Below are 21,643 nucleotides of genomic sequence, written 5' to 3'. Positions count from 1 at the left end.
CTTCTCCTTGTGCGGGGACGAGCACTCGTACCTTCTTCAGTTCGCCAGCGGCCCGCCGGTGCGCGGCAGCCACACTTCGATGTTGCTCTTCGTCTCGGCGCCCGCCTGCGGCCGCAGCTTGATCGCCCAGGGCTGGCCGGTGGGCGAGGCTGCGGTCTGGATGAGGGCCTCGGCGCAGGAGCGGGTCTTTTCGTCGCGGATGATCACGGTGGGCTCCGGATGGCCCACCGGCGGCGAGCGTCCGGCCCGGCGCGAGGTGCTCAGCACGTCCTCGATGGGCGGCACCGAGGCGCCCAGCGTGCGCCAGGGGCCGCGCCAGCTGCGCGCCTTGTCGCGCAGCGCGGGGCCGTAGAGCTGGATGTAGACCACCGTGCCGGCGCAGACGTCGGCCGCGGGCGGCGGCGGCGGCGGAGGCGGGGGCGCCTCGATCCCGTTCGACGGCTGGACGACCGCCCCTGGCACCGGCCCCGGATAGGACGGCGCCGACGGCGCCGACGGCGCCGCCGCAGGCGGCTGGCCCGCCGCCACCTGCACCTCGCCCTGATCCGTGTCCTGGATGCGGTCGCGCAGCCACACCACCGCGGGCCAGGGCGCGGGCAGGATGCCGCTGCAGTTCTGCTTGGAGCCGACCTGGCCTGTGTAGTCGCGCGCCCAGTAGCGCGGCGCGCAGGGCGGCGCCTGCGCAGGTTGCAGGCAGTCGATGCCGTTGCCCGCATCGAGCAGGCGCGTGCAGGCCGGCGCGCGCTGGTCCAGGGGCTCCTTGGCGCAAGCCTGCTTCGCGTCGTCCACGATGCGCACCGAGAGCCGGAACTTGGCCATGAAGTTGTCGCGGCCGTCGCGGCACAGCAGGTCGCCGGTGCGCAGCAGCTCGGCCGCCAGTTGCGCCGAAGCGCCGCCCGAGGCGCTCGCCTGCAGGCGGGCCCAGCGCTCGGTGAGTTCCTGGAAGGAGCTGTTCTCGGCCTTCTCGGTCTCGGCACGCTGCGCGCGCCAGCTGTCGATGCCCTGCCACGCCGCTACAGCGAAGGTCGCGGCCGTGCCGATGCCCACCGACGCAGTGACCGCGCCCGCCCGCATCACACGCGCCTGCAGGCGGCTCATCGAGCCCACGGCGGCGGCGGTGGCGGCGGCGCTGTCCTTGGCGGACGCCTCGCCGTCGCCCTGCGCGGCGACCTTCGCCAGCGCCTGCGGCTGGCCGTCGTCCGGCACGAACATGCCGGGGGCGCCCTTCGCCACCTCCGCCAGCATCTCGCCTTCCAGTCGCGTGCCGATCTCGGCACCGAGGCGGAAATAGCTCTCCCATTGCGCCTCGTCGAAGAACTGGTCCGTGGTGGGCTGCTGCGGGAACAGCGGGTTGGCGGCCTTGAAGTTGACCAGGTCCACCGGCAGCGCGGCCGATACGTTGGGCTTGACCAGCACGATCTGCCCGGTCGCGCCGCTGGCGTAGCGCACCTGCGCCAGCGCCAGGCAGGCCTGGCTGTGGGTCGAGGCCAGGTCGTTGAGCGAACCGAAGGCGCCCAGGTGCGCCCAGTCGGCGCCGGGCCGCGGCTTCATGAAGGTGATCTCGGCGTTGAGGTCGATGCGGGCGCGGCGGATCAGGATCTCGAGATCGCAGAAGCGGTAGTCCGGATCGGCGCCGCAATCGGCGATCACGATCAGCGAGGCCTCCTGGCGCAGCAGCGCGTAGGCGCCGGTGTTCTCGAAGTGGCCGCCGTCGCTCAGGTACCAGTTGGCGGAGCTGCTGCCGGGAAAGATGCCGAAGCATTCGAGCAGCATGAAGCGCGTCTTCATCAGCAGCGGACTGCCATGCACCGCGGCGCCGCTCTGCACGACGCCGGCCTCGGCGCTGTTCCACCAGTAGCCCAGGCGCAGGCCCGCGAAGACCGACAGTGCCGCGATGCCGCGCTTGGTCAGGCGGCCGAGGCCGGGCGCGAAGGCGGCGCCCGAGATCGCTGTCCATGCGCCGAGGGTGAGCGCACCGTCGCCGTGCGCCTGCGCCCAGCCGGCGCCGCCGGCCTGCATCCAGCCCTGCGGACCGATGGTGAGCGGCAGGCTGCGCCGATCGCGGTTGAAGAGTTTCTGCTTGGTGTCGTGCGTCTGGTTGATGCAGACGTTGGCCAGGTGCACCGGCCCGCCGTGCAGGTGCGGGGCGTACCGCAATTGGGAAATGTCGTCCTCCGGATCGACCTCCCCCACCGGCACCTGCGGCGGCTCCAGCCCCGAGACCTGCTCGGTCGGGCTCGCGCCAAGGCGCCGCGCATTGGCCGCGCCCAGGTAGCCGCGCACGATCCGCGCCTTGTAGAACATGTGCAGCGAGGAAACGTTGAGGAAGCCGAAGTTGCGCCCCGTCACCAGCGCATAGCTGAAGACGATGACGAAGATGGTGCCCAGCCAGACCCAGCCGCGCGAGAAGTCCAGGCCGGCCGGCGTGAACACCGGCAGCAGCGTCGCCGCATACACCACGCCCACCCACCAGGCCGCGAGGCAGAAGGCCAGCAGCAGGCCTGCCAGGCTGGCAAGGCTGAGCGTCAGCGACTTGCCGATGCCGGGTGCCTGCTGCTTCTGCGACAGCAGCATCGGCAACACGCCGCGCAGCGCCGCGGCCACCAGCAGCAAGGCGGCGCCGTAGGAGGCGCGCAGGTCCTGGCTTTCGGCCGCGATCCACCAGCCCACGCGGTCGAGCAGGCCCAGCATCACGATCAGCAGCGCGGTGTTGATCACCGAGGCGAGTCCGTCGGTGAGGTCGTTGCGCAGCTGCGCGGGGGAGCGCTTCCGGCTGCGCCACAGCACCCACAGCAGCGCCAGCACCCAGCACAGCGCGAAGCCGACGAAGACCGGGGCGAGCCACAGCGGCCCGCTGTAGTGGCGCACCAGTTGCGGCCCGACCCAGCAGGCGCCGGCGGCGAGTGCACACCACATCGCCACCTGCAGCAGCATCGAGCCGATGGACTGCCTGTCGCGCACCGACCAGTAGGCGCACGCCAGCACGATCGAGGCGAGGAAGGGCCCCACCAGCGTGAACCACAACGTGGGCCATTGCGTCGCCCACTGGACCAGCAGGCGCAGCGAATGCACGCTGCCCAGGTCGCTGACGCCGACCACGGAATCGGGCGGCACGCTGTTGAGATCGACCGCGCGGAACACCGAGTCCCACAGCAGCAGGTTGATGGCGGCCAGCACCATGCCGATCAGGCTGGCGGCGATCGCGATCTCGATGTGGGTGCCCAGCAGGTTGCGCAGGTAGAGCGCACCCGCGAAAAGGGTGTCGCGCAGGCCGCCCGGAATCAGGTAGCGGCCGTTGCCGCGCAGCCACCAGCCGAAGCGTGCGCGATCGACATCGCCGAAGGCACGCTCGATCTCGCGCACCTCGGCAGCCGATTTCGCGTTGGAGCACAGCCGCCCCAGCGTGGCGCCGATATAGCCGCCGCCGGAGACGGTGGAGACCAGGTCGAATTCGAGCAACTGCCGGCGCGCGGCCAGCGACTTGAGCAGGCCCAGGCAGAAGGTGGCGCTTCGGATGCCTCCGCCCGACAGCGCCAGGCCCCAGGGCCGCCGCCCGTCATCGGCGCCCGAGAGCGCCTCGCGGCGGGCCGTGACCAGCTTGCGGATCGCTTCGTCCATGCGGCTCCTCGTCGTTCGGCATGGAATATTTCATGCATGGCAAGGGGCGGCAATGCCGCGAATGGTCTATGCCGGATCGCAGGTAAGCTCTCGCCGCAATCGCCCTCCCCCCATCCAAGCCCAGATGCCCAACGCCCTCCTCTGCAAGAGCCTCATCCTGGCTGCGACCTTCAGCCTCGCGGCCGGCTGCGCCACCACCGCGAGCAGCGCCTGTGAAACGCCGTACGCGGCTTCCCCGCAGTTCAAGGACTGCAGCTTCCAGAACCTGCCCAACCCGCAGGCCCTGCCCTCGGCCAACTCGTGGAGGATCTGGTCCCGCTTTTTTGCCGGCACCAAGACCGGGACGGTGCCGATCGATCCCATCCCCGTGCAGGAACTGGACGCGGCGCAGCTCGAAGCGCTGGACCCCGAGGGCAACCACGTGATCCGCCTCGGCCATTCCTCGCACCTGCTCAAGCTGCGCGGCAAGTACTGGCTGATCGATCCGGTCTTCGGCAACCGCGCCTCGCCTTTCTCGTTCGTCGGGCCGAAGCGCTTCCACCAGCCACCGATCACGCTCGAGCAACTGCCGCCCATCGAGGGGCTGATCCTCTCGCACGACCACTACGACCACCTCGACGTTCCGACCATCGAGTACCTGGCGCAGCGCGTGCAGCGCTACTTCGTGCCGCTCGGCGTTCGTGCCCGGCTGCTGGAGATGAGCGTTCCGCCCGAGCGCGTGGCCGAGTTCGACTGGTGGCAGGGCACGGAGCACGACGGCGTGCGGCTCACGGCCACGCCGGCCCAGCATTTCTCGGGCCGCACGCTCAACGACCGCAACAAGACGCTGTGGGCTTCGTGGATCGTCGAGAGTGGCGGCAAGCGCATCTTCTACAGCGGCGACTCGGGCTACTTCCAAGGCTTCCGCCAGATCGGCGAACGCTTCGGCGGCTTCGACCTGGCGCTGATGGAGAACGGCGCCTACGACGCGTACTGGCCCTCGGTGCACATGACGCCCGAAGAGAGCGTGCGCGCCTTCGAGGATCTGCGCGGCAAGGTGCTGTACGTGGTGCACAACAGCACCTTCGACCTTGCCTTCCACACGTGGCGCGATCCGCTGGACCGCATCGCCAAGCTGGCGCAGGCGAAGAAGATCGAGCTGGCGACGCCGGTGATCGGGGAGGTGCTGACGATCGGGCGGCCGCGGAGCAATGCGCTGTGGTGGGAGGGCCTGAGGTAATGCCTGCGGGCTACTCCCCGCCCGAAGCCTTGTTCTTCTTCTCCTCGTGCGTCACGAACCCGATGGGTCGCTTGGGCGAGTCGGGTGGTGCCGTCAGTGCCTTGATCGCATCGAACACCTGGCGCAGTTGATTGCGCATGTTGCGGCTGAAAGAGTCATGTCGCATGTCCAGCAACTCCGTTTTCTCCTCCAGCTCGCTCAGGCGCTTCGCCAAGTCCTGGTGCGTAGTGGCCAGCGCTCGAACCCGCACGAAAGTGCGCATGATCTCGATGTTCACTGCGATGGCGCGTGCACTGTTCAACACCGAGGACAGCATCGCCACGCCCTGCTCGGTGAACACATAGGGCGCGGTACGCCTGCCGCCGCGGCCGGTGTTTGAGGTCACAGTTTGTGACCTCAAACCCGTCCATTCCTCGGGGGACAGTTGAAACATGAAATCGGAAGGGAAGCGTTCGGCATTGCGCTTGACTGCCTGCACCAGCACCTTGGTCTGTACGTCGTAGAGCACGGCCAGATCGGCATCGAGCATCACGCGCTGCTCGCGCAGCGCCAGGATGCGGCTCTCGATATGTGGTTGCAGCGGCGGGCCCGAGCATGCGGCGTTCACGGGGCCGATCATCGATCTCGATTCACCTTCCTGCGCTCACGCGCCCGCCGCACCTGGCGGCTTTGCGAGGCCTCCTCGCTGCGCCGCTCGCGCTCGCGCTTCGAATCGCGCCGCCGCTTCGACAGCCAGCGCGCAAGCAGGAAGCTCGCCGCGCTGGTCACGACGAGGACGAAGATGCCGACCGGCCCGAAATCGATCATGCGCCGTCTTCCTCAGAGCACGCGCACGACATCGGTCGGCTTGAAGCCCAGGTCGGCTGCCTTGCCCTTTCGCGCGCGGCTGCCGCGGGCGTTGTTGAGGCTGCGGATCTCCAGCGTCTCCTCGCGTTCCTTGCCGCCGCGGCCGATGCCCACGATCTTCACGCTGCGCGTGTAGGCCGCGGCGCCCGCAAGCGTGTCCTTGGCATCGAGGTCGATCAGCGTGAGCCCGCGGCCGCCCTTGGGCAGCGCCTTCATCTCGAGGATCTCGAAGGTCAGGATGCGCCCGCCCGTCGAGGCGCAGGCCACGTGGGTCGCCGGCGGCATCGGCTCCGCGCCGCTCGCGCCGCCGACCAGCGAGGGCCGGCACAGCTGCTCGCCTTCACCCACGTCGACGAAGGCCTTGCCGCCGCGCTGCCGCGAGATCATGTTCTCGACCGAGGCGATGAAGCCGTAGCCGCCGGTGCTGGACAGCAGCAGCGCCGCACCCGACGGCCCCGCGAAGTAGTGCGCGACGTGCGTGCCGCTCTCGAGGTCGATCAGCGTGGTGACCGGCTGGCCATCGCCGCGCCCGCCGGGCAACGATGCCACGGCTACGCTGTAGACGCGCACGCTCTTGTCCTTGGCGGTGCCGAAGACCAGCAGCGTGTCGACAGAGCGGCACTCGAAGGCGCCGTAGAGCGCATCGCCGGACTTGAAGCTGTACTCGGGCGCTGCCGCGCCCGCGGCGCGCTCGCTGGCCCAGCCCTTTTGCGTGCGCACCCAGCCCTTCTGGGAAACGATCACCGTGACCGGCTCGTCGACCACCCGCACCTCGGCCACCGCGCGCTTCTCGGCCTGGATCAGCGTGCGGCGCGGATCCTCGAAGCTCTTCGCGTCGGCCTCGATCTCCTTCACCAGCAGGCGGCGCAGCGCGGCCGGGCTGGCGAGGATGTCCTCGAGCTTCTTCTGGTCCTCGCGCAGGCCCTTGAGCTCCTGCTCGATCTTGATGGCCTCCAGACGCGCCAGCTGGCGCAGACGGATCTCGAGGATGTCCTCGGCCTGCCGCTCGCTGAGGCTGAAGCGCGCGATCAGCGCAGCCTTCGGGTCCTCGGCGGCGCGGATGATCGCGATCACCTCGTCGATGTTGAGCAGCACCAGCTGCCGGCCCTCGAGGATGTGGATGCGGTCCTGCACCTTGCCGAGCCGGTGCCGCGAGCGGCGCTCGACGGTGATCTCGCGGAAGGCGATCCACTCGTTGAGCATTTGGCGCAGCGACTTCTGCGTCGGCTTGCCGTCGATGCCCACCATCGTGAGATTGATGGGCGCGGAGTTCTCCAGCGAGGTCTGCGCCAGCAGCGTGGTGATGAACTCCTCCTGGCTGATGCGCGAGGTCTTGGGCTCGAAGACCAGGCGCACCGGCGCGTCCTTGCTGGACTCGTCGCGCACGACGTCGAGCACCGCGAGCACGGCCGCCTTGAGCTGGGTCTGCTCGGCCGTGAGCGCCTTCTTTCCGGCGCGGACCTTGGGGTTGGTGAGCTCCTCGATTTCCTCCAGCACCTTCTGCGTGCTGACGCCGGGGGGCAGCTCGTTGACCACCAGTTGCCACTGGCCGCGCGCGAGTTCCTCGATCTTCCAGCGCGCGCGCACCTTCAGAGAGCCGCGGCCGGTGCGGTAGGCCTCCGCGATCTCGGCCGGGCCGCTGATGATCTGCGCGCCGCCGGGGTAGTCGGGGCCGGGCACGAGCGCGAACAGCTCCTCGTCGGAGAACTTGCCGTTGGACTTGATCAGCGCCACGCAGGCGTCGGCGATCTCGCGCAGGTTGTGGCTCGGGATCTCGGTGGCGAGGCCGACCGCGATGCCGCTGGCGCCGTTCAGAAGCGTGAAGGGCAGCCGCGCGGGCAGCAGGCGGGGCTCCTCCGTGGAGCCGTCGTAGTTGGGGATGAAGTCGACCGTGCCCTCGTCGATTTCATCGAGCAGCAGGCTGGTGATGCGCGACAGCCGCGCCTCGGTATAGCGCATGGCCGCGGCGCCGTCGCCGTCGCGGCTGCCGAAGTTGCCCTGGCCGTCGACCAGCGGGTAGCGCTGCGAGAAGTCCTGCGCCATGCGCACGAGTGCGTCGTACGCGGCCTGGTCGCCATGCGGATGGAAGCGGCCCAGCACGTCGCCGACCACGCGGGCACTCTTGACCGGCTTGGCGCCCACGGTGCCGTTGGCGCCGCCGAAGCCGAGGCCCATGCGCGACATCGAGTAGAGGATGCGCCGCTGCACCGGCTTCTGGCCGTCGCTGACATCGGGCAGCGCGCGGCCCTTGACGACCGAAAGCGCGTATTCGAGGTACGCTGTCTGCGCGTAATCGGCCAGTGTGAGGGCCCCGTCCTCTTCGGGGTTCTGGAAATCGAGGGGCGGTTGGGAATCCATTGCGAGAGAGACTGTGTGAGAGCGGCAAGTGTAGTGGCCGTGCCACGCCCTCCGATCAGCTCCCGCCGCGCGTGACCGCTGCCCTCATGGCTTCGTCGAGATCCGATCGGACAGCTTCAGCGGGGCGGCACTGCCATCCTCGGCGGCCTGCGATGCCTCGGCCAGGTCCGCCAACTTCGGCATCGCACCCGATGCCGGGGGCATGTTCCCGCGACCCAGCGCGCCGCCGCGCGGTGCCGCCAGTTCCATGCGCACGCGGCCCGGCGCGTTGCTGCCCCGGCCGGCAGCCACGGAGGGCTTGAGGTAGGCATAGAGCTGCAGCACCGTCTTCACGTAGTTCTGCGTCTCGCGGTAGTTCGGGATCTTGTTGCCCGCGCGCTGGACCGCGCCCTCGCCCGCGTTGTAGGCCGCGAGCGCGAGCCCGATGTCGCCGGGGAACATCGCGATCAGGTCGCGCAGGTAGCGCGCGCCGGCGGCGATGTTGATGTGCGGATCGAAGAGCTTCTTCTCGATCGAGCCGCGCTTGTCGGCCCCGACGCCGTAGCGCTGCGCGGTGGCCGGCATCAGCTGCATCAGCCCGCGCGCGCCCTTGGGCGAGACGGCCTGCGCATCGAAGCCCGACTCGGTGGCGACCAGGGCCTGCAGCAGTTCGTAGTCGATGTCATGGCGCCGCGCCGCCTCGCGCAGCGCCTTCTGTGCGGGCTTGTAGCTGGGCGAAGCCTCGAACAGCGCGAGCAGCGATTGCGAGGCGCGGGGAACCTTGCCGTCGATGCGGCCCGCGCGGCCGCGCGCCGGCGGGCCGAGGCCCTGGGCAGTATCGAAGGCCTGTCCGCCGCGGAAGAAAAGCTGGTAGCGCTCGTCGACCTTCTCGGAGGCGAAGTGGGCCACTCCCTTGTCGTCGACATAGCCGAAGATGTCGGACGCATGGACGAGCGGCTGCCATGAGCACAGTGCCAGCAGCAGGAGCGGGACCCGCCACCAGCGGGCGGGAGCATGTCGGAAGTTCATCGCGGGGCGGATTGTCGTCCGGCCCGCCGATTTACGTCTGGGAACAAGAATCCGTCCCCCTCCCCGCAATGGACAACCTTCTCAGACGTCGACTTCGACGTCGTCGGCGCGCAGCTCCATGAGCTCGCGCCGCGCGGCGGCCTCGCCCTTGCCCATCAGCTTGGTGATCTCGCCCTGCGTGCCCAGGAGGTCGAAGCGGCCCAGGCGCACCTGCAGCAGGCGGCGGGTGTCGGGGTTGAGCGTGGTCTCCCACAACTGCTCGGCGCTCATCTCGCCCAGGCCCTTGAAGCGGCTGATGCTCCAGGCGTTTTCGCGCACGCCGTCCTTGCGCAGCTTGTCGAGAATGGCGGTGAGCTCGCCCTCGTCGAGCGCGTAGACCTTGGACGCCGGCTTCTTGCCGCGCGCCGGCGCATCGACGCGAAACAGCGGCGGCTTGGCCACGTAGACATGGCCGGTGTCGATCAGCTTGGGGAAGTGCCGGAAGAAGAGCGTGAGCAGCAGCACCTGGATGTGCGAGCCGTCGACGTCGGCGTCCGAGAGGATGCAGATCTTGCCGTAGCGCAGGCCGGAGAGGTCGGGCGTGTCTTCCGGACCGTGCGGGTCGACCCCGATGGCGACCGAGATGTCGTGGATCTCGGTGTTGGCGAACAGGCGGTCGCGCTCCACCTCCCAGGTGTTGAGCACCTTGCCGCGCAGCGGCAGGATGGCCTGGCTTTCCTTGTCGCGTCCCATCTTGGCGCTGCCGCCGGCCGAATCGCCTTCGACCAGGAAGACCTCGTTGTGGGCGATGTCCTTGCTCTCGCAGTCGGTCAGCTTGCCCGGAAGCACCGCCACGCCCGAGCCCTTGCGCTTCTCGACCTTCTGGCCGGCGCGCTGGCGGGTCTGCGCAGCCTTGATGGCCAGTTCGGCGAGCTTCCTGCCGTAGTCGACGTGCTGGTTGAGCCACAGCTCCAGCGCAGGGCGCACGAAGCTGGAGACCAGCCGCACCGCATCGCGCGAGTTGAGCCGCTCCTTGATCTGGCCCTGGAACTGCGGATCGAGCACCTTGGCCGAGAGCACGTACGAGGCGCGCGCGAACACGTCCTCCGGCAGCAGCTTCACGCCCTTGGGCAGGAGCGAATGCAGGTCGACGAAGCTCTTGACCGCGTTGAAAAGGCCGTCGCGCAAGCCGCTCTCGTGGGTGCCGCCGGCGCTGGTGGGGATCAGGTTGACGTAGCTCTCGCGCACCGGCTGGCCGTCCTCGGTGAAGGCGACGCACCACTCGGCGCCTTCGCCTTCGGCAAAGTTGTCGGCGTTCTTGTCGGCATGGCCGGCGCCTTCGAACAGCGGGATCACCGGGTCGGCGTTGAGCGTCTGCATCAGGTAGTCGCGCAGGCCGCCCTTGTAGAGCCACTGCTGGGTCTCCTTGGTCTTCTCGACCACCAGCGTGACGGTCACGCCGGGCATCAGCACCGCCTTGCTGCGCAGCAGGTGGGTCAGCTCGTTGACCGGCAGCGCGCCGGACTCGAAATACTTGGCATCGGGCCACGCGCGCACCGTGGTGCCCTGGCGGCGCTCGCCGGTTTCGACCGGACGAATCTGGAGCGGCTCGACCACATCGCCGCCTGCGAACACGATGCGCGCGGCCGAGCCTTCGCGAAAGGACTGGACCTCGAGCCGCTTCGACAGCGCATTGGTGACCGACACGCCGACTCCGTGCAGGCCGCCCGAGAAGCTGTAGGCGCCGCCGGCGCCCTTGTCGAACTTGCCGCCCGCGTGCAGCCGGGTGAAGACCAGCTCGACCACCGGGGCCTTCTCCTCGGGATGCAGGCCGAAGGGGATGCCCCGGCCGTCGTCCTCGACGCTGACCGACGCGTCGGTGTGCAGCGTGACCTTGATCTTCTTGCCATAGCCGGCGAGCGCCTCGTCGGCGGCGTTGTCCAGCACTTCCTGGATGATGTGCAGCGGGTTGTCGGTGCGGGTGTACATGCCCGGACGCTGCTTGACGGGCTCGAGGCCCTTGAGGACGCGGATGGAGCCTTCTGAATAGGCCGGGGGAGTCTTGGTGAGAGTCGCCATGGGGGCGGATTGTATGCGTGGGCCCGCCAAAAACCTGGATGGACATACAGAGCCGCGTTGATGCGCCCGACGCATCAACGCCGCCGGAAATATCAACAATCCGTGCCGCGGCCGCGGCCCATGCGGCCTTTCCCTTTTGGATACAGTCGCCGGATGCACGCTCAATCCCAGCCGCTGTCGCTCAAGCAGGTCCTGTTCTGCGGCGCGATGATCGTCACGCTTTCGATGGGGATCCGCCACGGCTTCGGGCTGTGGCTCCAGCCGATCACGCAGGAGCAGGGCTGGTCGCGGCAGAGCTTTTCGCTGGCGCTCGCCATCCAGAACCTCGCCTGGGGCGTGATCGGCGTCTTCGCCGGCATGCTGGCCGACAAGCTGGGCGCATTCCGCGTGCTGGTGGCGGGCGCCGTGCTGTACGCGGTCGGCCTGGCGGGGATGGCGCTGTCACCCACGCCGCTCATGTTCGCGCTGACGGCCGGCGTTCTGATCGGCGCGGCGCAGGCCGGCACCACCTACGCCGTGATCTACGGCGTGATCGGCCGGCAGATCCCGGTCGAGCGGCGATCCTGGGCCATGGGCGTGGCGGCCGCGGCCGGCTCCTTCGGGCAGTTCCTGATGGTGCCGGTCGAGGGCCAGCTGATCGCGGGCTTCGGCTGGCATACCGCCCTGCTGGTGCTGGCGGTCATGGTGCTGCTGATCGTGCCGCTCTCCTTCGGCCTGCGCGAGCCGCGCCTCGGCCATGCCGCCGTCGCCCACCGCGACCAGACCATCGTTCAGGCCGTGGGCGAGGCTTTCAAGTACCCCAGCTTCGTGCTGTTGATGGCGGGCTATTTCGTCTGCGGCTTCCAATTGGCCTTCATCGGCGTGCACATGCCGAGCTACCTGCGCGACAAGGGCCTCTCGCCGGAAGTGGCGAGCTATGCGCTGGCGCTGGTCGGCCTGTTCAACGTGTTCGGCACCTATGTCGCCGGCTCGCTGGGCGCGCGGCTGGCCAAGCGCAAGTTGCTGGCTGCAATCTACTTCAGTCGCGCGGCGACCATCGCGATCTTCCTGGCGGCGCCGATCACGCCGCTGTCGGTGTACATCTTCGCGAGCGTGATGGGCTTCCTGTGGCTGTCGACTGTGCCGCTCACCAGCGGCATCGTGGCCCAGATCTTCGGCGTGGCGCATCTCTCGATGCTGGGCGGTTTCGTGTTCCTGAGCCACCAGGTCGGCTCCTTCCTCGGCGTCTGGCTGGGCGGCTATCTCTACGACAGCACCGGCAGCTACGGCATCGTCTGGTACCTCGCGATTGCGCTGGGCGTGTTCGCGGCGCTGGTCAATCTGCCGGTCAAGGAAAGCGCGATTGCGCGCTCCGCACCACAGCCGGCCTGATCCTTCTTCACCATGCGCCCTGCCACCCGCCGCCACCTCGTGCAAGCCGCCTGGCTGGGCGCGGCCACGCTGGCGCTGCTGGGCGTGTTCGTCCTCTACACGCGCCCCGATTTCCTCGTGACGCTGGCGGACCAGCTCTGGGCGTGCTTTTGAGCCACAATCTCCCGCCCTCCCCTTGGGTCGCACGCTGGTCGCACCTGCTCGCCACCGGCGCCACCGTGCTCGACGTGGCCTGCGGCGCTGGCCGGCACATGGGCTGGTTCGCGCAACGCGGGCATGCGGTCACGGGTGTCGACCGCGCTCCCGAAGCGATCGCCTCGGCGGCACGATTCGGCCGCGCCTTGCAGGCTGACATCGAGAACGGCCCATGGCCCTTCGCGGGCGAGCTCTTCGGCGCGGTGGTCGTGACCAACTATCTCTGGCGCGCGCGGCTGCCCGACATCGTGGCGGCAGTAGCGCCCGGCGGCGTGCTGCTCTACGAGACCTTCGCCGCCGGCAACGAGAGCGTGGGCAAGCCCTCGCGGCCGGACTTCCTGCTGCAGCCTGGCGAGCTGCTGGCCGCCTGCGCCGGGCTGCGGGTGGTCGCCTACGAAGACGGATTTCTCGCCGACCCGGAGCGCTTCGTGCAGCGGATCGCAGCCGTGCGGCCGCCGGAAGGCCCGGCTCGCAGTCCTTTGCGTTACGCCCTCTGACGTGGCCGCCAAGCCAGTCAGTAGAATGGCTGCCTTTCCGCAACCCGACAAAGAGACCCCCTTGGAGCAACTGACAGGCAGCATCGTCGCGCTCGTCACGCCGATGCATGACGACGGCAGCGTCGACTATCCCGCTTTGCGCCGGCTGATCGACTGGCACATCGACGAAGGCACCGATTGCCTGGGCGTGGTCGGCACCACCGGCGAGTCGCCGACGGTAAACGTCGAGGAACACTGCGAGATCATCCGCGTGTCGGTCGAGCAGGCCCGGGGCCGCGTGCCCGTGATGGCTGGCTGCGGCGCCAATTCCACGCAGGAGGCGATCGAGCTCGCGCGCTTCGCCAAGGGCGTCGGCGCCGATTCGCAGCTGCAGGTGGTGCCCTACTACAACAAGCCGACGCAGGAAGGCCAGTACCGGCACTTCAAGGCCATCGCCGAGGCGGTCGGCGACCTCCCCATCGTGCTCTACAACGTGCCCGGCCGCACGGTCGCCGATATGGCGCACGACACCGTGCTGCGCCTGGCGCAGGTGCCCGGCATCGTGGGCATCAAGGAAGCCACCGGCAACATCGAGCGTGCGCAATGGCTGATCCGCGAGGTGCCGAAGCATTTCGCCGTGTACTCGGGCGACGACCCGACCGCCGTCGCGCTGATGCTGTGCGGCGGCCAAGGCAACATCAGCGTGACGGCCAACGTGGCGCCGCGAAAGATGCACGAGCTGTGCGCAGCGGCCATCGCCGGCGACGCGAAGCGAGCGATGCAGATCCAGTTCGAGCTGATGCCGCTGCACCGCCACCTGTTCGTCGAACCGAACCCGATTCCTGTGAAGTGGGCCATGGCGCGGCTCGGCCTGTGCGGCGGCGCGCTGCGCCTGCCGCTGACGGAACTCGCCGAGCCCGCGCGGCCCGTCGTCGAATCCGCGCTGCGTGCCACCGGCCTCCTCAAGGACTGATCCATCTTTACCTGCCGCATCTCGACGCCGGCAACCTTTTCCGGGGCCGGCGCTCTGACACAGCGGCGCTGCCGCCTGACCCGCCTGACGATTGCGCTAAACATTCCACAAGGAAGATGACGTTGAATACCCTTTCGCGATTCGCACTGCTGGCCCTGGTCGCCAGCCTCGCCGCCTGCTCGGTCCTCGAGAGCGACAAGATCGACTACAAGAGCGCCGGCAAGGCCCCTTCGCTCGAGGTGCCGCCGGACCTCACGCAGCTGTCGCGCGAGAACCGCTACGCCGTGCCCGGCAACGCGGTCTCGGCCAATGCCTACCAGGCCGGCGCCGCAAACGCGCCCAGCATTCCGACGGCGGTCTCCAATCTCGGCGACGTGCGCATGGAGCGCTCGGGCACGCAGCGCTGGATCGTGGTCAACCGCCCGGCCGACCAGCTCTGGGACCCGCTCAAGGACTTCTGGCAGGAGAGCGGCTTCCTCTTGACCACCGAGCAGCGCAACCTCGGGATCATGGAAACCGACTGGGCGGAAAACCGCGCCAAGCTGCCGCAGGACGTGATCCGCGGCGCACTGGGCAAGCTGGTCGACGCGATCTACTCCACCGGCGAGCTCGACCGCTTCCGCACCCGCATCGAACGCGGCCCCAACGGCACCACCGAGATCTTCGTCAGCCATCGCGGCATGCAGGAGGTCTACACCAACATTAGGCAGGACCAGACCGTCTGGCAGCCGCGCCCCAGCGACCCCGAACTCGAGACCGAATTCCTGCGCCGCCTGATGGTGAAGCTGGGCGTGTCGCAGGAGCAGGCAAAGCTCGTCGCGCAAACCAGCGCGCCGGCACGGACGGCAAGCGTGTCCAACGTCGGCGGCCAGCCCGTGGTGCAGATCAACGAGAACTTCGACCGCGCCTGGCGCCGTGTCGGGCTGGCGCTGGACCGCACCGGCTTCACCGTGGAGGACCGCGACCGCGCCGCCGGCGTGTACTTCGTGCGCTACGTTCCGCCGAACCCCGACAAGAAGGAGCCGGGCTTCTTCTCCAAGATCTTCAGCTCGAGCAAGACCGAGGCGCCGCTCAAGTTCCGCATCCTGGTCAAGGGCCAGGGCGAGACGAGCACGGTGTCGGTGCAGAACGATACCGGCGCAGCCGAAACCTCGGCCAACGCGCAGCGCATCGTCCAGGTCATCGCCGACGACCTCAAGTAAGCCGCATGCTGCGCTTCCGCAGCCTGGGCAGCGGCAGCACGGGCAATGCCACGCTGGTCGAGGCGACCAGCGGCGGGCGCCGCTCGCGGCTGCTGATCGATTGCGGCTTCGGGCTCAAGCACCTCGATGCACGGCTGGCGCGCGCCGGCCTCGGGGCTTGCGACATCGACGCCATCTTCATCACCCACGAGCACGGCGATCACATCGGCTGCGCCCGCGCGCTGTCGAGGCGCGAGCGCATTCCCGTCTGGATGAGCGAGGGCACCTGGCTCGCAGCAGGCGGGCACGACTTCGAGGGCCGCCTGCACCTCGCACGGGACGGCACCGACATCGAGATCGGCGACCTCCTGGTGCAGCCCTTCACGGTGCCGCACGATGCGCGAGAACCGCTGCAACTGCGCTGCAGCGATGGCGCGCGCAGCCTCGGCGTGCTGACCGACCTGGGGCATGCGACGCCGCATGTGCTCGCGCGCCTGGCGGGGATCCACGCGCTGATGCTCGAGTTCAACCACGACAGCGACATGCTGGCCCGCTCGGCTTATCCGCCCTTCCTCAAGCTGCGCGTGGGCGGCAACTACGGCCACCTGTCCAACGCCGCCGCGGCAGCCATCGCGCAGGCGCTGCGCCACGACGGCCTGCAGTACATGCTGGGCGCGCACCTCAGCGAACAGAACAACCGGCCCGAGCTCGTGCGCCGCGCGATGGCCGAGGCACTCGGCGCGAGCGAGCACGAGATGCTGACGGCCAACGCCGCCGAAGGCTCGAGCTGGCTCGAACTCCGCACATGAAAAAAGGCCGCCCTCGGGCGGCCTTCTTGGCGAAGCTGAAGCGCAGCATCACTGCTTGGGTGCTTCTTCCTTCTTCTTGGCGGCCTCGGTGGCTGCATTGGCGGCGTCGAGCGCCGACGACGCGCCGGGCGAAGGTGCCGGTGTCGCCGCCGAAGTATCGGGTGTGGTGGGCGCCGGCATAGGGGCTGGAGCGGGTGCCGGCGTGGTTGCGGCAGGCGGCGGGGTCACGACGGCCGGCGCGGTCTCCTCCTTCTTGCCGCAGGCGGCGAGGGCCACCACGACGGTCAACGAGGCGAGCAGGGCGGACTTTCTCATTACAGGGCTCCTTTGGATGAAGGTCTCGAAGAAAAAATTCTAGACCTGTACCCTCTGTGGGCCGCCTATTGCGCCGCGATTCGCGGCATTGGCTTACAAGCCCAGCGTCGTGGCCGGAAACGCGGGTTTCGCATGACGCAAGCATTCGTCGATGTGCTCGCGCAGTGCGCGCCGGCGCTCGGGATCGCGGCCGCAGACGCCGCGCACGCGCTCCACGTCGATACGCGCCAGGAACCAGCCCGGCGTCCAGATGCCGCTCGGCACCTGCGGCAGGCCGGGTCCATCGCAGGCGCGGCAATCGATGATGTGGCTCCACATGCGCCGCCATGTCACGAAGCGCGCATGCTTGCGCTCGAACACGTCGAAGCGCTGCGCCAGCATCACGAAGCTGCGCCCCGCGGCCGACCAGGCCTGCAGGGCCTCGGCCACCGCACGTCCGCCGAGCGGCCAGTCGATGAAGGCCGGAGCGGCGAAAACGATCTCGCGCCAGTTCTCGCGCGCCGCCGCGGCCAACGCAGCGTGCACGTGCGCCTCGAAGGCGCGGCGGCCGTCGAAGGCGCCTTCGGGCAGTGCGTAGTCGATGGGCATTTCATTCGGCATGCAGCCACCCCGCTTCGCACCACTCTCCCAGCAATGCGCGCGCGTCCTCGCTCGCCCTCGCAAGATCGCGCGGCCCCAGCGCGCGCTGGTCCGCCAGGCGACGCATGAGCCGGGCATCGCGACCGGAGGCACGGAAGCTCTCGCCGTTGATGTAGAGATGGCGCGCGTCGTAAAGCATGCGCGTGCGGCGGTCTAACGACACGCCGCTCAAAGCGGCCGGCGACTTGCCTTGCTCGAACCACACCGTGGGCTTGGGCTCGGTCATCGATTCTCCCAGGGCGCGGTCGATGGCATCGGGATCGCGCAGTGCCGCGAACACGGCCTCTCGCGCGAAGGCCTGCAGCGCTGACGGCATTTCGGCCGGAGCGGGCACCGCGGGCTGGGCGGGGTCCTTGTAGTGGACTGCCGATCCGGCAGGCGCGTCTTGCAGCAGCTCTGCTTGCGCCTCCGCGATGCGGGCCAGGAGGTCGGCGCCCAGCGGCGCGGCCGCCGGTGCGCGCAGCCCGATGGAATAGGTCATGCAATCGCCCCCCTCGGCCACGCCGTCGTGCGCATAGCGCGGCGGCAGGTAGAGCATGTCGCCGGGCTCGAGCACGAAGCTTTGCTCGGGCTCGAAATCCGCCAGGATCTTGAGCGGCAGGCCGGGCTCCAGCCGCAGGTCGCGCTGCCTGCCGATGGACCAGCGGCGGCGTCCGTGCGCCTGCAGGAGGAACACGTCGTAGCTGTCGAAGTGCGCGCCGACGCCCCCGGTGTCGCTCGCATAGCTGATCATCAGGTCGTCGAGTCGCGCGTCGGGCACGAAACGAAACTGCTGCAACAGTTCATGCACGCCCTGGTCGTGCTGGTCCACGCCCTGGACCAGCAGGGTCCACGCGGCCTGCTTCGGCGAAGGCAGCGCGCGGCGCGTGAAAGGGCCGTGCTTGAGCGTCCAGCCACTCTTGCCGTGGCGGATCAGCCGCGACTCGACCTCCTCTCGGCCCGCCAGCGAAAAGAGCGCCTCGCGCCCGATCAGTGGCACCATGCCGGGCATGGCCTGGCGCACGAGCAAGGGCTTCTTCTGCCAGTGGCGCCGCATGAATTGCGAGGCGCTGAGGCCTCCGAGCAGGGCCAGGGGTCGTTCAATCTCCATGGGAGAATTCTCGTATGGAAATCTCTGAACAATGCGTGGTCGGCCTGACCTGGACGCTGAAGGACACCCTCGGCGACGTGCTGGACGTGCTCGAGGAACCGGTGGAGTTCCTGGTCGGCGGCGGCGATCTCTTCGACGCGATCGAGTCCGCGCTGCGCGGCCATGAGCCCGGGGCGCGCGTGCAACTGCAGCTCGAGCCCGAGCAGGCCTTTGGCGACTTCAACGACCAGTTGCTCTTCCTCGAGCCGCGCAGCCTCTTTCCCGAAGGCATCGAGGAAGGCATGACCTTCGATGGCGCAGCGCTGCCGGCCGGCGTGAATCCCGACATCCCCAGGGACGCGATCTACACCGTCAGCGAGATCTACCCCGAGCACCTCGTGCTCGACGGCAACCACCCGCTGGCGGGCATTGCGCTGCGTCTCGACCTGGTCGTGCGCTCCGTGCGCGAAGCCACCGAGGAGGAGATCGGCCGCGGCACTGCCGGCACCGGCTTCTTCAAGGTGTCGCCGATCGCGCCGGGCAACGACACGCTGCACTGACGGAATCCAACAGGCGCAAAAAAAGGCCGGGCATTGCCCGGCTTTTCCTTGTGGCTACGCCGCTCAGAGACGCGAGATCTGCCCGCCGTCGATGCGCACGCGGTCGCCGATGCGCAGGTCGCCGGGGCTCGGCACGTCGAAGGAGCGGTAGCCGCCGTGGTCGGTCTGGATAGAGAGACGGTAGCTCTCGTAGACGCGCGGCGCGTTTGCATTGGCTTCGATGCTGTTGCCGAGCAGGGCGCCGCCGACCAGGCCCAGCGCCGTGGCCGCAGCGCGTCCGCTGCCATGGCCGAACTGGTTGCCCACCACGCCGCCGAGGACACCGCCCGCAATGGCACCACCGCCGCTGGGGCCCGCGCCGGAGCTCTGGCTGCGGATCACCTCGATGTTGGCCACGTGCCCGTACTCGACGTAGGCCGATTGCGCCGCGGGATAGGCGGGCTGATAGGGGTAGCGCGAGGTCTGGTAGACCGGCTGCGGCGCCACGCACGCAGTCAACGCTGCGAGCGCAAGCACGGAGGCGGTGACGGAAACAAGGCGAGTTGGGATTTTCATGGTGTGTACTCCTCGAAACAGATCGGCGCGATGCGCTCTCCATGGTCTCCAACGCATCACGCTTCGGCGCGATGACCGTCAACACATGTTGAAACCTTCGACGCGAACGGCATAGTGCCGGTTCCGTTCTTTACCTGTGAGCAACACGGCCCCGGCACCGCAGGCGCCGGCCTACACGCCCTCGCTCAATGCTTGCCGGTCGATCCGTAGCCGCCTTCGCCGCGCTCGCTGGGCGGGAACTCCGCCACCACCCGGAATTGCGCCTGCACCACCGGCACGATCACCAGTTGCGCCAGCCGCTCCATCGGCTGAAGGACGAAGGCCGTGCCGCTGCGATTCCAGGCGCTGATCTTGAGCTCGCCCTGGTAGTCGCTGTCGATCAGGCCGACCAGGTTGCCCAGCACGATGCCATGCTTGTGGCCCAGGCCCGAGCGCGGCAGGATCAGCGCCGCATAGCCGGGGTCGGCCAGGTGGATCGCGATGCCAGTGCCGACCAGTTGCCAGGCGTTGGGCTCGAGGGTGATGGGCGCCTCCAGGCAGGCGCGCAGGTCCAGCCCGGCGCTGCCGGGGGTGGCGTAGGCAGGCAGTTGGTCCTGCATGCGGGGATCGAGGATTCGGACGTCGACGTTCACTTGGAATCGCGCTTTCGTTGCTGCTGCAGTTGCTGTTGTCGCTTGGCGGCTTCTTCAAGCCATTGCTTCCAATTTTCCACGCCGGGCGGCAGCACGTGGTGCTTGAGCTTGTAGCCCAGCCACAGGCCGGCTGCGAACAGGCCCAGGACGATGCCGAAGGGCGCGTCGGCCGCCAGCAGCACCATCAGGGCCAGCAGCCAGGCAAAGCCCAGCGCCTTGAAGAGGTTGCGTCCCAGGCCGGTGCCGGCGCTCGCCGGGCGCGCCTCCACTTCCGGTCGATGGGCCGGCGACGCGTCGGATCGCTGCGTCATGCCGACATCGAGCCCATGCTCGCCCTCCTGTGGCGGGCGGGGCGGCTGCAAGGCCTGCTCCGCGAGGCGCTCGACGTAGCGTGCGAAATCGCCGTCGGGCGGCGTGTTCCATTGCGGATTCATCGCGGGCTCCCTGGCGGCAGGCGTGCCGCAATCTCGGCCACCAGTTCGCGCGCCAGCACCAGCTTGGGCGCACGCGGCAGCTCGCGCACGCCCTTGTCGTCGACCAGCAGCAGGCTGTTGTGGTCCTGGCCGAAGGTCAGCGGGCCGATGTTGCCCACCAGCAGCGGAATCCCCTTGCGCTCGCGCTTGGCCTTGGCATGCGCGACCAGGTTCTCGCTCTCGGCCGCGAAGCCCACGCAGAAGAGCGTGCCAGTCCTGGCGCGCTCGCCTTGCGCGATCGTCAGCAGGATGTCCGGGTTCTCCACGAACTGCAGCGTTGGCGCGCTGCCGCTGCCGTCCTTCTTGATCTTGTGCTCGCTGTGGGACGCGGGCCGCCAGTCGGCCACGGCCGCGGTGGCGACGAACACCGACGCCTGCTGCGTGGCCTGCCGGCTGGCCTCCAGCATCTCCCGGGCGGAAGTGACGTCGATGCGCGCGACGCCGCGCGGCGTGGGCAGATGCACCGGGCCCGCCACCAGCGTGACCACGGCACCCGCCTCGCGCGCGGCCTGCGCGATCGCGAAGCCCATCTTGCCCGAGGAATGGTTGGTGATGCCGCGGATCGGATCGAGCGCCTCGAAGGTCGGCCCCGCCGTGACCACCACCTGCCGCCCGGCCAGCACCTTCGGCTGGAACTGCGCGACGATCTCCTCGAACAGCTGCTGGGGCTCGAGCATGCGGCCGTCGCCGGTCTCGCCGCAGGCCTGCCAGCCATTGCCCACGCCCAGCACACGGGCGCCGTCGGCATCGACCTGGCGCAGGTTGCGCTGGGTCGCCGGATGGACCCACATCTCGCGGTTCATGGCCGGCGCGATCAGCAGCGGCACGCGGTCCGCGGGGCGCGCGAGGCACAGCAGGCTCAGCAGCTCGTCCGAACGCCCCTGCACCAGCCGCGCGATGAAGTCTGCACTGGCAGGCGCCAGCACGATCGCATCGGCCTCGCGGCTCAGGTTGATGTGCGGCATGTTGTTGGGCTCGCGCGCGTCCCACTGCGAGGTGTAGACCGGCCGCCCCGACAGGGCCTGCATCGTGACCGGCGTCATGAACTGGGTCGCGGCCTCGGTCATCACCACCTGCACGACGGCGCCGGACTTGACCAGCAGCCTGCACAGCTCCGCCGACTTATAACAGGCGATGCCCCCGGTGAGGCCCAGGACGATGTGTTTGCCGGCGAGATCTTGCAGAGCTTGCATAAGCCGGCAATGTAGCAGCCCGGCTACGCGTGTGTTCGCCATGTGTCCCCGTGTCTTCGAGGCCATGAGGCGGCACCTATAATCTGCATTTCCCA

At 68.9% G+C, this 21,643-nt stretch carries 21 protein-coding genes; 8 read left to right on the top strand and 13 right to left on the bottom strand.

The window, feature by feature from the left end:
• Positions 1–36 precede the first annotated feature (36 nt).
• Positions 37–3,618: a patatin-like phospholipase family protein gene (locus APY03_RS42645; RefSeq protein ID WP_068680647.1), complete on the bottom strand. Its 3,582-nt coding sequence runs from the start codon at positions 3,616–3,618 to the stop codon at positions 37–39.
• Positions 3,619–3,742: 124 nt separating this feature from the next.
• Between APY03_RS42645 and APY03_RS23635 the strand changes: the two genes are divergently transcribed.
• Positions 3,743–4,837, top strand: coding sequence for an MBL fold metallo-hydrolase (locus tag APY03_RS23635; RefSeq protein ID WP_068680646.1), 1,095 nt, complete (start codon positions 3,743–3,745; stop codon positions 4,835–4,837).
• A 10-nt stretch (positions 4,838–4,847) separates the two neighbouring features.
• Here the strand turns inward: APY03_RS23635 and APY03_RS23630 are convergent, their stop codons facing one another.
• The 5 genes from APY03_RS23630 to APY03_RS23610 all read right to left on the bottom strand — a co-directional run bounded on the left by APY03_RS23630 (position 4,848) and on the right by APY03_RS23610 (position 11,107).
• Positions 4,848–5,456: an ORF6N domain-containing protein gene (locus APY03_RS23630; protein ID WP_068680645.1), complete on the bottom strand. Its 609-nt coding sequence runs from the start codon at positions 5,454–5,456 to the stop codon at positions 4,848–4,850.
• Positions 5,453–5,644, bottom strand: a complete 192-nt coding sequence (locus APY03_RS23625) for a hypothetical protein (protein ID WP_068680643.1) — start codon at positions 5,642–5,644, stop codon at positions 5,453–5,455. Before APY03_RS23625 ends, APY03_RS23630 begins: the two co-directional genes overlap by 4 nt.
• Positions 5,645–5,656: 12 nt before the next feature.
• The gene (gene parC / locus APY03_RS23620) at positions 5,657–8,041 is read right to left on the bottom strand and encodes a DNA topoisomerase IV subunit A (protein WP_068680641.1); all 2,385 of its coding nucleotides are present in this window, start codon (positions 8,039–8,041) and stop codon (positions 5,657–5,659) included.
• A gap of 84 nt (positions 8,042–8,125) precedes the next feature.
• Positions 8,126–9,049, bottom strand: coding sequence for a lytic transglycosylase domain-containing protein (locus APY03_RS23615; RefSeq protein WP_068680639.1), 924 nt, complete (start codon positions 9,047–9,049; stop codon positions 8,126–8,128).
• An 81-nt stretch (positions 9,050–9,130) separates the two neighbouring features.
• A complete protein-coding gene (locus tag APY03_RS23610; RefSeq protein ID WP_068680634.1) occupies positions 9,131–11,107 on the bottom strand; it encodes a DNA topoisomerase IV subunit B in 1,977 nt (658 codons plus the stop codon).
• A 153-nt stretch (positions 11,108–11,260) separates the two neighbouring features.
• Here APY03_RS23610 and APY03_RS23605 point away from each other — a divergent pair, with 153 nt between their 5' ends.
• The 6 genes from APY03_RS23605 to APY03_RS23585 all read left to right on the top strand — a co-directional run bounded on the left by APY03_RS23605 (position 11,261) and on the right by APY03_RS23585 (position 16,112).
• Positions 11,261–12,478 (top strand): MFS transporter, encoded by a 1,218-nt coding sequence (locus APY03_RS23605; protein ID WP_068680631.1) that lies wholly within the window; start codon positions 11,261–11,263, stop codon positions 12,476–12,478.
• Between the two features lie 12 nt (positions 12,479–12,490).
• Entirely contained in the window at positions 12,491–12,631 is a 141-nt protein-coding gene (locus tag APY03_RS42640) for a hypothetical protein (RefSeq protein ID WP_174262800.1), read from the top strand.
• A complete protein-coding gene (locus APY03_RS23600; RefSeq protein ID WP_068680624.1) occupies positions 12,628–13,170 on the top strand; it encodes a class I SAM-dependent methyltransferase in 543 nt (180 codons plus the stop codon). Before APY03_RS42640 ends, APY03_RS23600 begins: the two co-directional genes overlap by 4 nt.
• 25 nt (positions 13,171–13,195) lie before the next feature.
• Positions 13,196–14,122: a 4-hydroxy-tetrahydrodipicolinate synthase gene (dapA, locus tag APY03_RS23595; protein WP_068680623.1), complete on the top strand. Its 927-nt coding sequence runs from the start codon at positions 13,196–13,198 to the stop codon at positions 14,120–14,122.
• Between the two features lie 116 nt (positions 14,123–14,238).
• Positions 14,239–15,324 carry an outer membrane protein assembly factor BamC gene (gene bamC / locus APY03_RS23590; protein WP_068680622.1) on the top strand — a complete coding sequence of 362 codons (1,086 nt, stop codon included), beginning with the start codon at positions 14,239–14,241 and terminating at the stop codon, positions 15,322–15,324.
• 5 nt (positions 15,325–15,329) lie between these two features.
• On the top strand, positions 15,330–16,112 hold the full coding sequence (locus tag APY03_RS23585) for an MBL fold metallo-hydrolase (RefSeq protein ID WP_068680621.1): 783 nt from the start codon (positions 15,330–15,332) through the stop codon (positions 16,110–16,112).
• Between the two features lie 48 nt (positions 16,113–16,160).
• Here the strand turns inward: APY03_RS23585 and APY03_RS23580 are convergent, their stop codons facing one another.
• From APY03_RS23580 to APY03_RS23570, 3 genes are all read right to left on the bottom strand, one after another.
• A complete protein-coding gene (locus tag APY03_RS23580) occupies positions 16,161–16,427 on the bottom strand; it encodes a hypothetical protein (RefSeq protein WP_068680619.1) in 267 nt (88 codons plus the stop codon).
• A gap of 93 nt (positions 16,428–16,520) precedes the next feature.
• Positions 16,521–17,015, bottom strand: a complete 495-nt coding sequence (locus APY03_RS23575; RefSeq protein WP_102905724.1) for a hypothetical protein — start codon at positions 17,013–17,015, stop codon at positions 16,521–16,523.
• A 1-nt stretch (position 17,016) separates the two neighbouring features.
• Positions 17,017–18,156, bottom strand: a complete 1,140-nt coding sequence (locus APY03_RS23570; RefSeq protein ID WP_068680615.1) for a JmjC domain-containing protein — start codon at positions 18,154–18,156, stop codon at positions 17,017–17,019.
• Between the two features lie 14 nt (positions 18,157–18,170).
• Between APY03_RS23570 and APY03_RS23565 the strand changes: the two genes are divergently transcribed.
• Positions 18,171–18,695 (top strand): FKBP-type peptidyl-prolyl cis-trans isomerase, encoded by a 525-nt coding sequence (locus tag APY03_RS23565; RefSeq protein ID WP_068680614.1) that lies wholly within the window; start codon positions 18,171–18,173, stop codon positions 18,693–18,695.
• Between the two features lie 63 nt (positions 18,696–18,758).
• Here the strand turns inward: APY03_RS23565 and APY03_RS23560 are convergent, their stop codons facing one another.
• The 4 genes from APY03_RS23560 to coaBC all read right to left on the bottom strand — a co-directional run bounded on the left by APY03_RS23560 (position 18,759) and on the right by coaBC (position 21,539).
• Entirely contained in the window at positions 18,759–19,250 is a 492-nt protein-coding gene (locus APY03_RS23560) for a glycine zipper 2TM domain-containing protein (RefSeq protein WP_068680613.1), read from the bottom strand.
• A gap of 185 nt (positions 19,251–19,435) precedes the next feature.
• A complete protein-coding gene (gene dut / locus APY03_RS23555) occupies positions 19,436–19,882 on the bottom strand; it encodes a dUTP diphosphatase (RefSeq protein WP_068680612.1) in 447 nt (148 codons plus the stop codon).
• Positions 19,879–20,316: a hypothetical protein gene (locus tag APY03_RS23550; protein ID WP_068680611.1), complete on the bottom strand. Its 438-nt coding sequence runs from the start codon at positions 20,314–20,316 to the stop codon at positions 19,879–19,881. The genes dut and APY03_RS23550 overlap by 4 nt, the downstream gene beginning before the upstream one ends.
• Entirely contained in the window at positions 20,313–21,539 is a 1,227-nt protein-coding gene (gene coaBC, locus APY03_RS23545) for a bifunctional phosphopantothenoylcysteine decarboxylase/phosphopantothenate--cysteine ligase CoaBC (RefSeq protein ID WP_068680677.1), read from the bottom strand. The genes APY03_RS23550 and coaBC overlap by 4 nt, the downstream gene beginning before the upstream one ends.
• Between the last annotated feature and the right edge of the window lie 104 nt (positions 21,540–21,643).

Source organism: Variovorax sp. WDL1 (assembly GCF_001541225.1).
Classification (GTDB): Bacteria; Pseudomonadota; Gammaproteobacteria; order Burkholderiales; family Burkholderiaceae_C; genus Variovorax.
This window is presented reverse-complemented; position numbering and strand designations above follow the sequence as displayed.

Coding starts and splice junctions, on each gene's coding strand:
- APY03_RS42645 (WP_068680647.1), bottom strand. CDS start 3,618: ATGGACGAAGCGATCCGCAAGCTGGTCACGGCCCGCCGCGAGGCGCTC.
- APY03_RS23635 (WP_068680646.1), top strand. CDS start 3,743: ATGCCCAACGCCCTCCTCTGCAAGAGCCTCATCCTGGCTGCGACCTTC.
- APY03_RS23630 (WP_068680645.1), bottom strand. CDS start 5,456: ATGATCGGCCCCGTGAACGCCGCATGCTCGGGCCCGCCGCTGCAACCA.
- APY03_RS23625 (WP_068680643.1), bottom strand. CDS start 5,644: ATGATCGATTTCGGGCCGGTCGGCATCTTCGTCCTCGTCGTGACCAGC.
- parC (WP_068680641.1), bottom strand. CDS start 8,041: ATGGATTCCCAACCGCCCCTCGATTTCCAGAACCCCGAAGAGGACGGG.
- APY03_RS23615 (WP_068680639.1), bottom strand. CDS start 9,049: ATGAACTTCCGACATGCTCCCGCCCGCTGGTGGCGGGTCCCGCTCCTG.
- APY03_RS23610 (WP_068680634.1), bottom strand. CDS start 11,107: ATGGCGACTCTCACCAAGACTCCCCCGGCCTATTCAGAAGGCTCCATC.
- APY03_RS23605 (WP_068680631.1), top strand. CDS start 11,261: ATGCACGCTCAATCCCAGCCGCTGTCGCTCAAGCAGGTCCTGTTCTGC.
- APY03_RS42640 (WP_174262800.1), top strand. CDS start 12,491: ATGCGCCCTGCCACCCGCCGCCACCTCGTGCAAGCCGCCTGGCTGGGC.
- dapA (WP_068680623.1), top strand. CDS start 13,196: ATGGCTGCCTTTCCGCAACCCGACAAAGAGACCCCCTTGGAGCAACTG.
- bamC (WP_068680622.1), top strand. CDS start 14,239: ATGACGTTGAATACCCTTTCGCGATTCGCACTGCTGGCCCTGGTCGCC.
- APY03_RS23585 (WP_068680621.1), top strand. CDS start 15,330: ATGCTGCGCTTCCGCAGCCTGGGCAGCGGCAGCACGGGCAATGCCACG.
- APY03_RS23580 (WP_068680619.1), bottom strand. CDS start 16,427: ATGAGAAAGTCCGCCCTGCTCGCCTCGTTGACCGTCGTGGTGGCCCTC.
- APY03_RS23575 (WP_102905724.1), bottom strand. CDS start 17,015: ATGCCCATCGACTACGCACTGCCCGAAGGCGCCTTCGACGGCCGCCGC.
- APY03_RS23570 (WP_068680615.1), bottom strand. CDS start 18,156: ATGGAGATTGAACGACCCCTGGCCCTGCTCGGAGGCCTCAGCGCCTCG.
- APY03_RS23565 (WP_068680614.1), top strand. CDS start 18,171: ATGGAAATCTCTGAACAATGCGTGGTCGGCCTGACCTGGACGCTGAAG.
- APY03_RS23560 (WP_068680613.1), bottom strand. CDS start 19,250: ATGAAAATCCCAACTCGCCTTGTTTCCGTCACCGCCTCCGTGCTTGCG.
- APY03_RS23550 (WP_068680611.1), bottom strand. CDS start 20,316: ATGAATCCGCAATGGAACACGCCGCCCGACGGCGATTTCGCACGCTAC.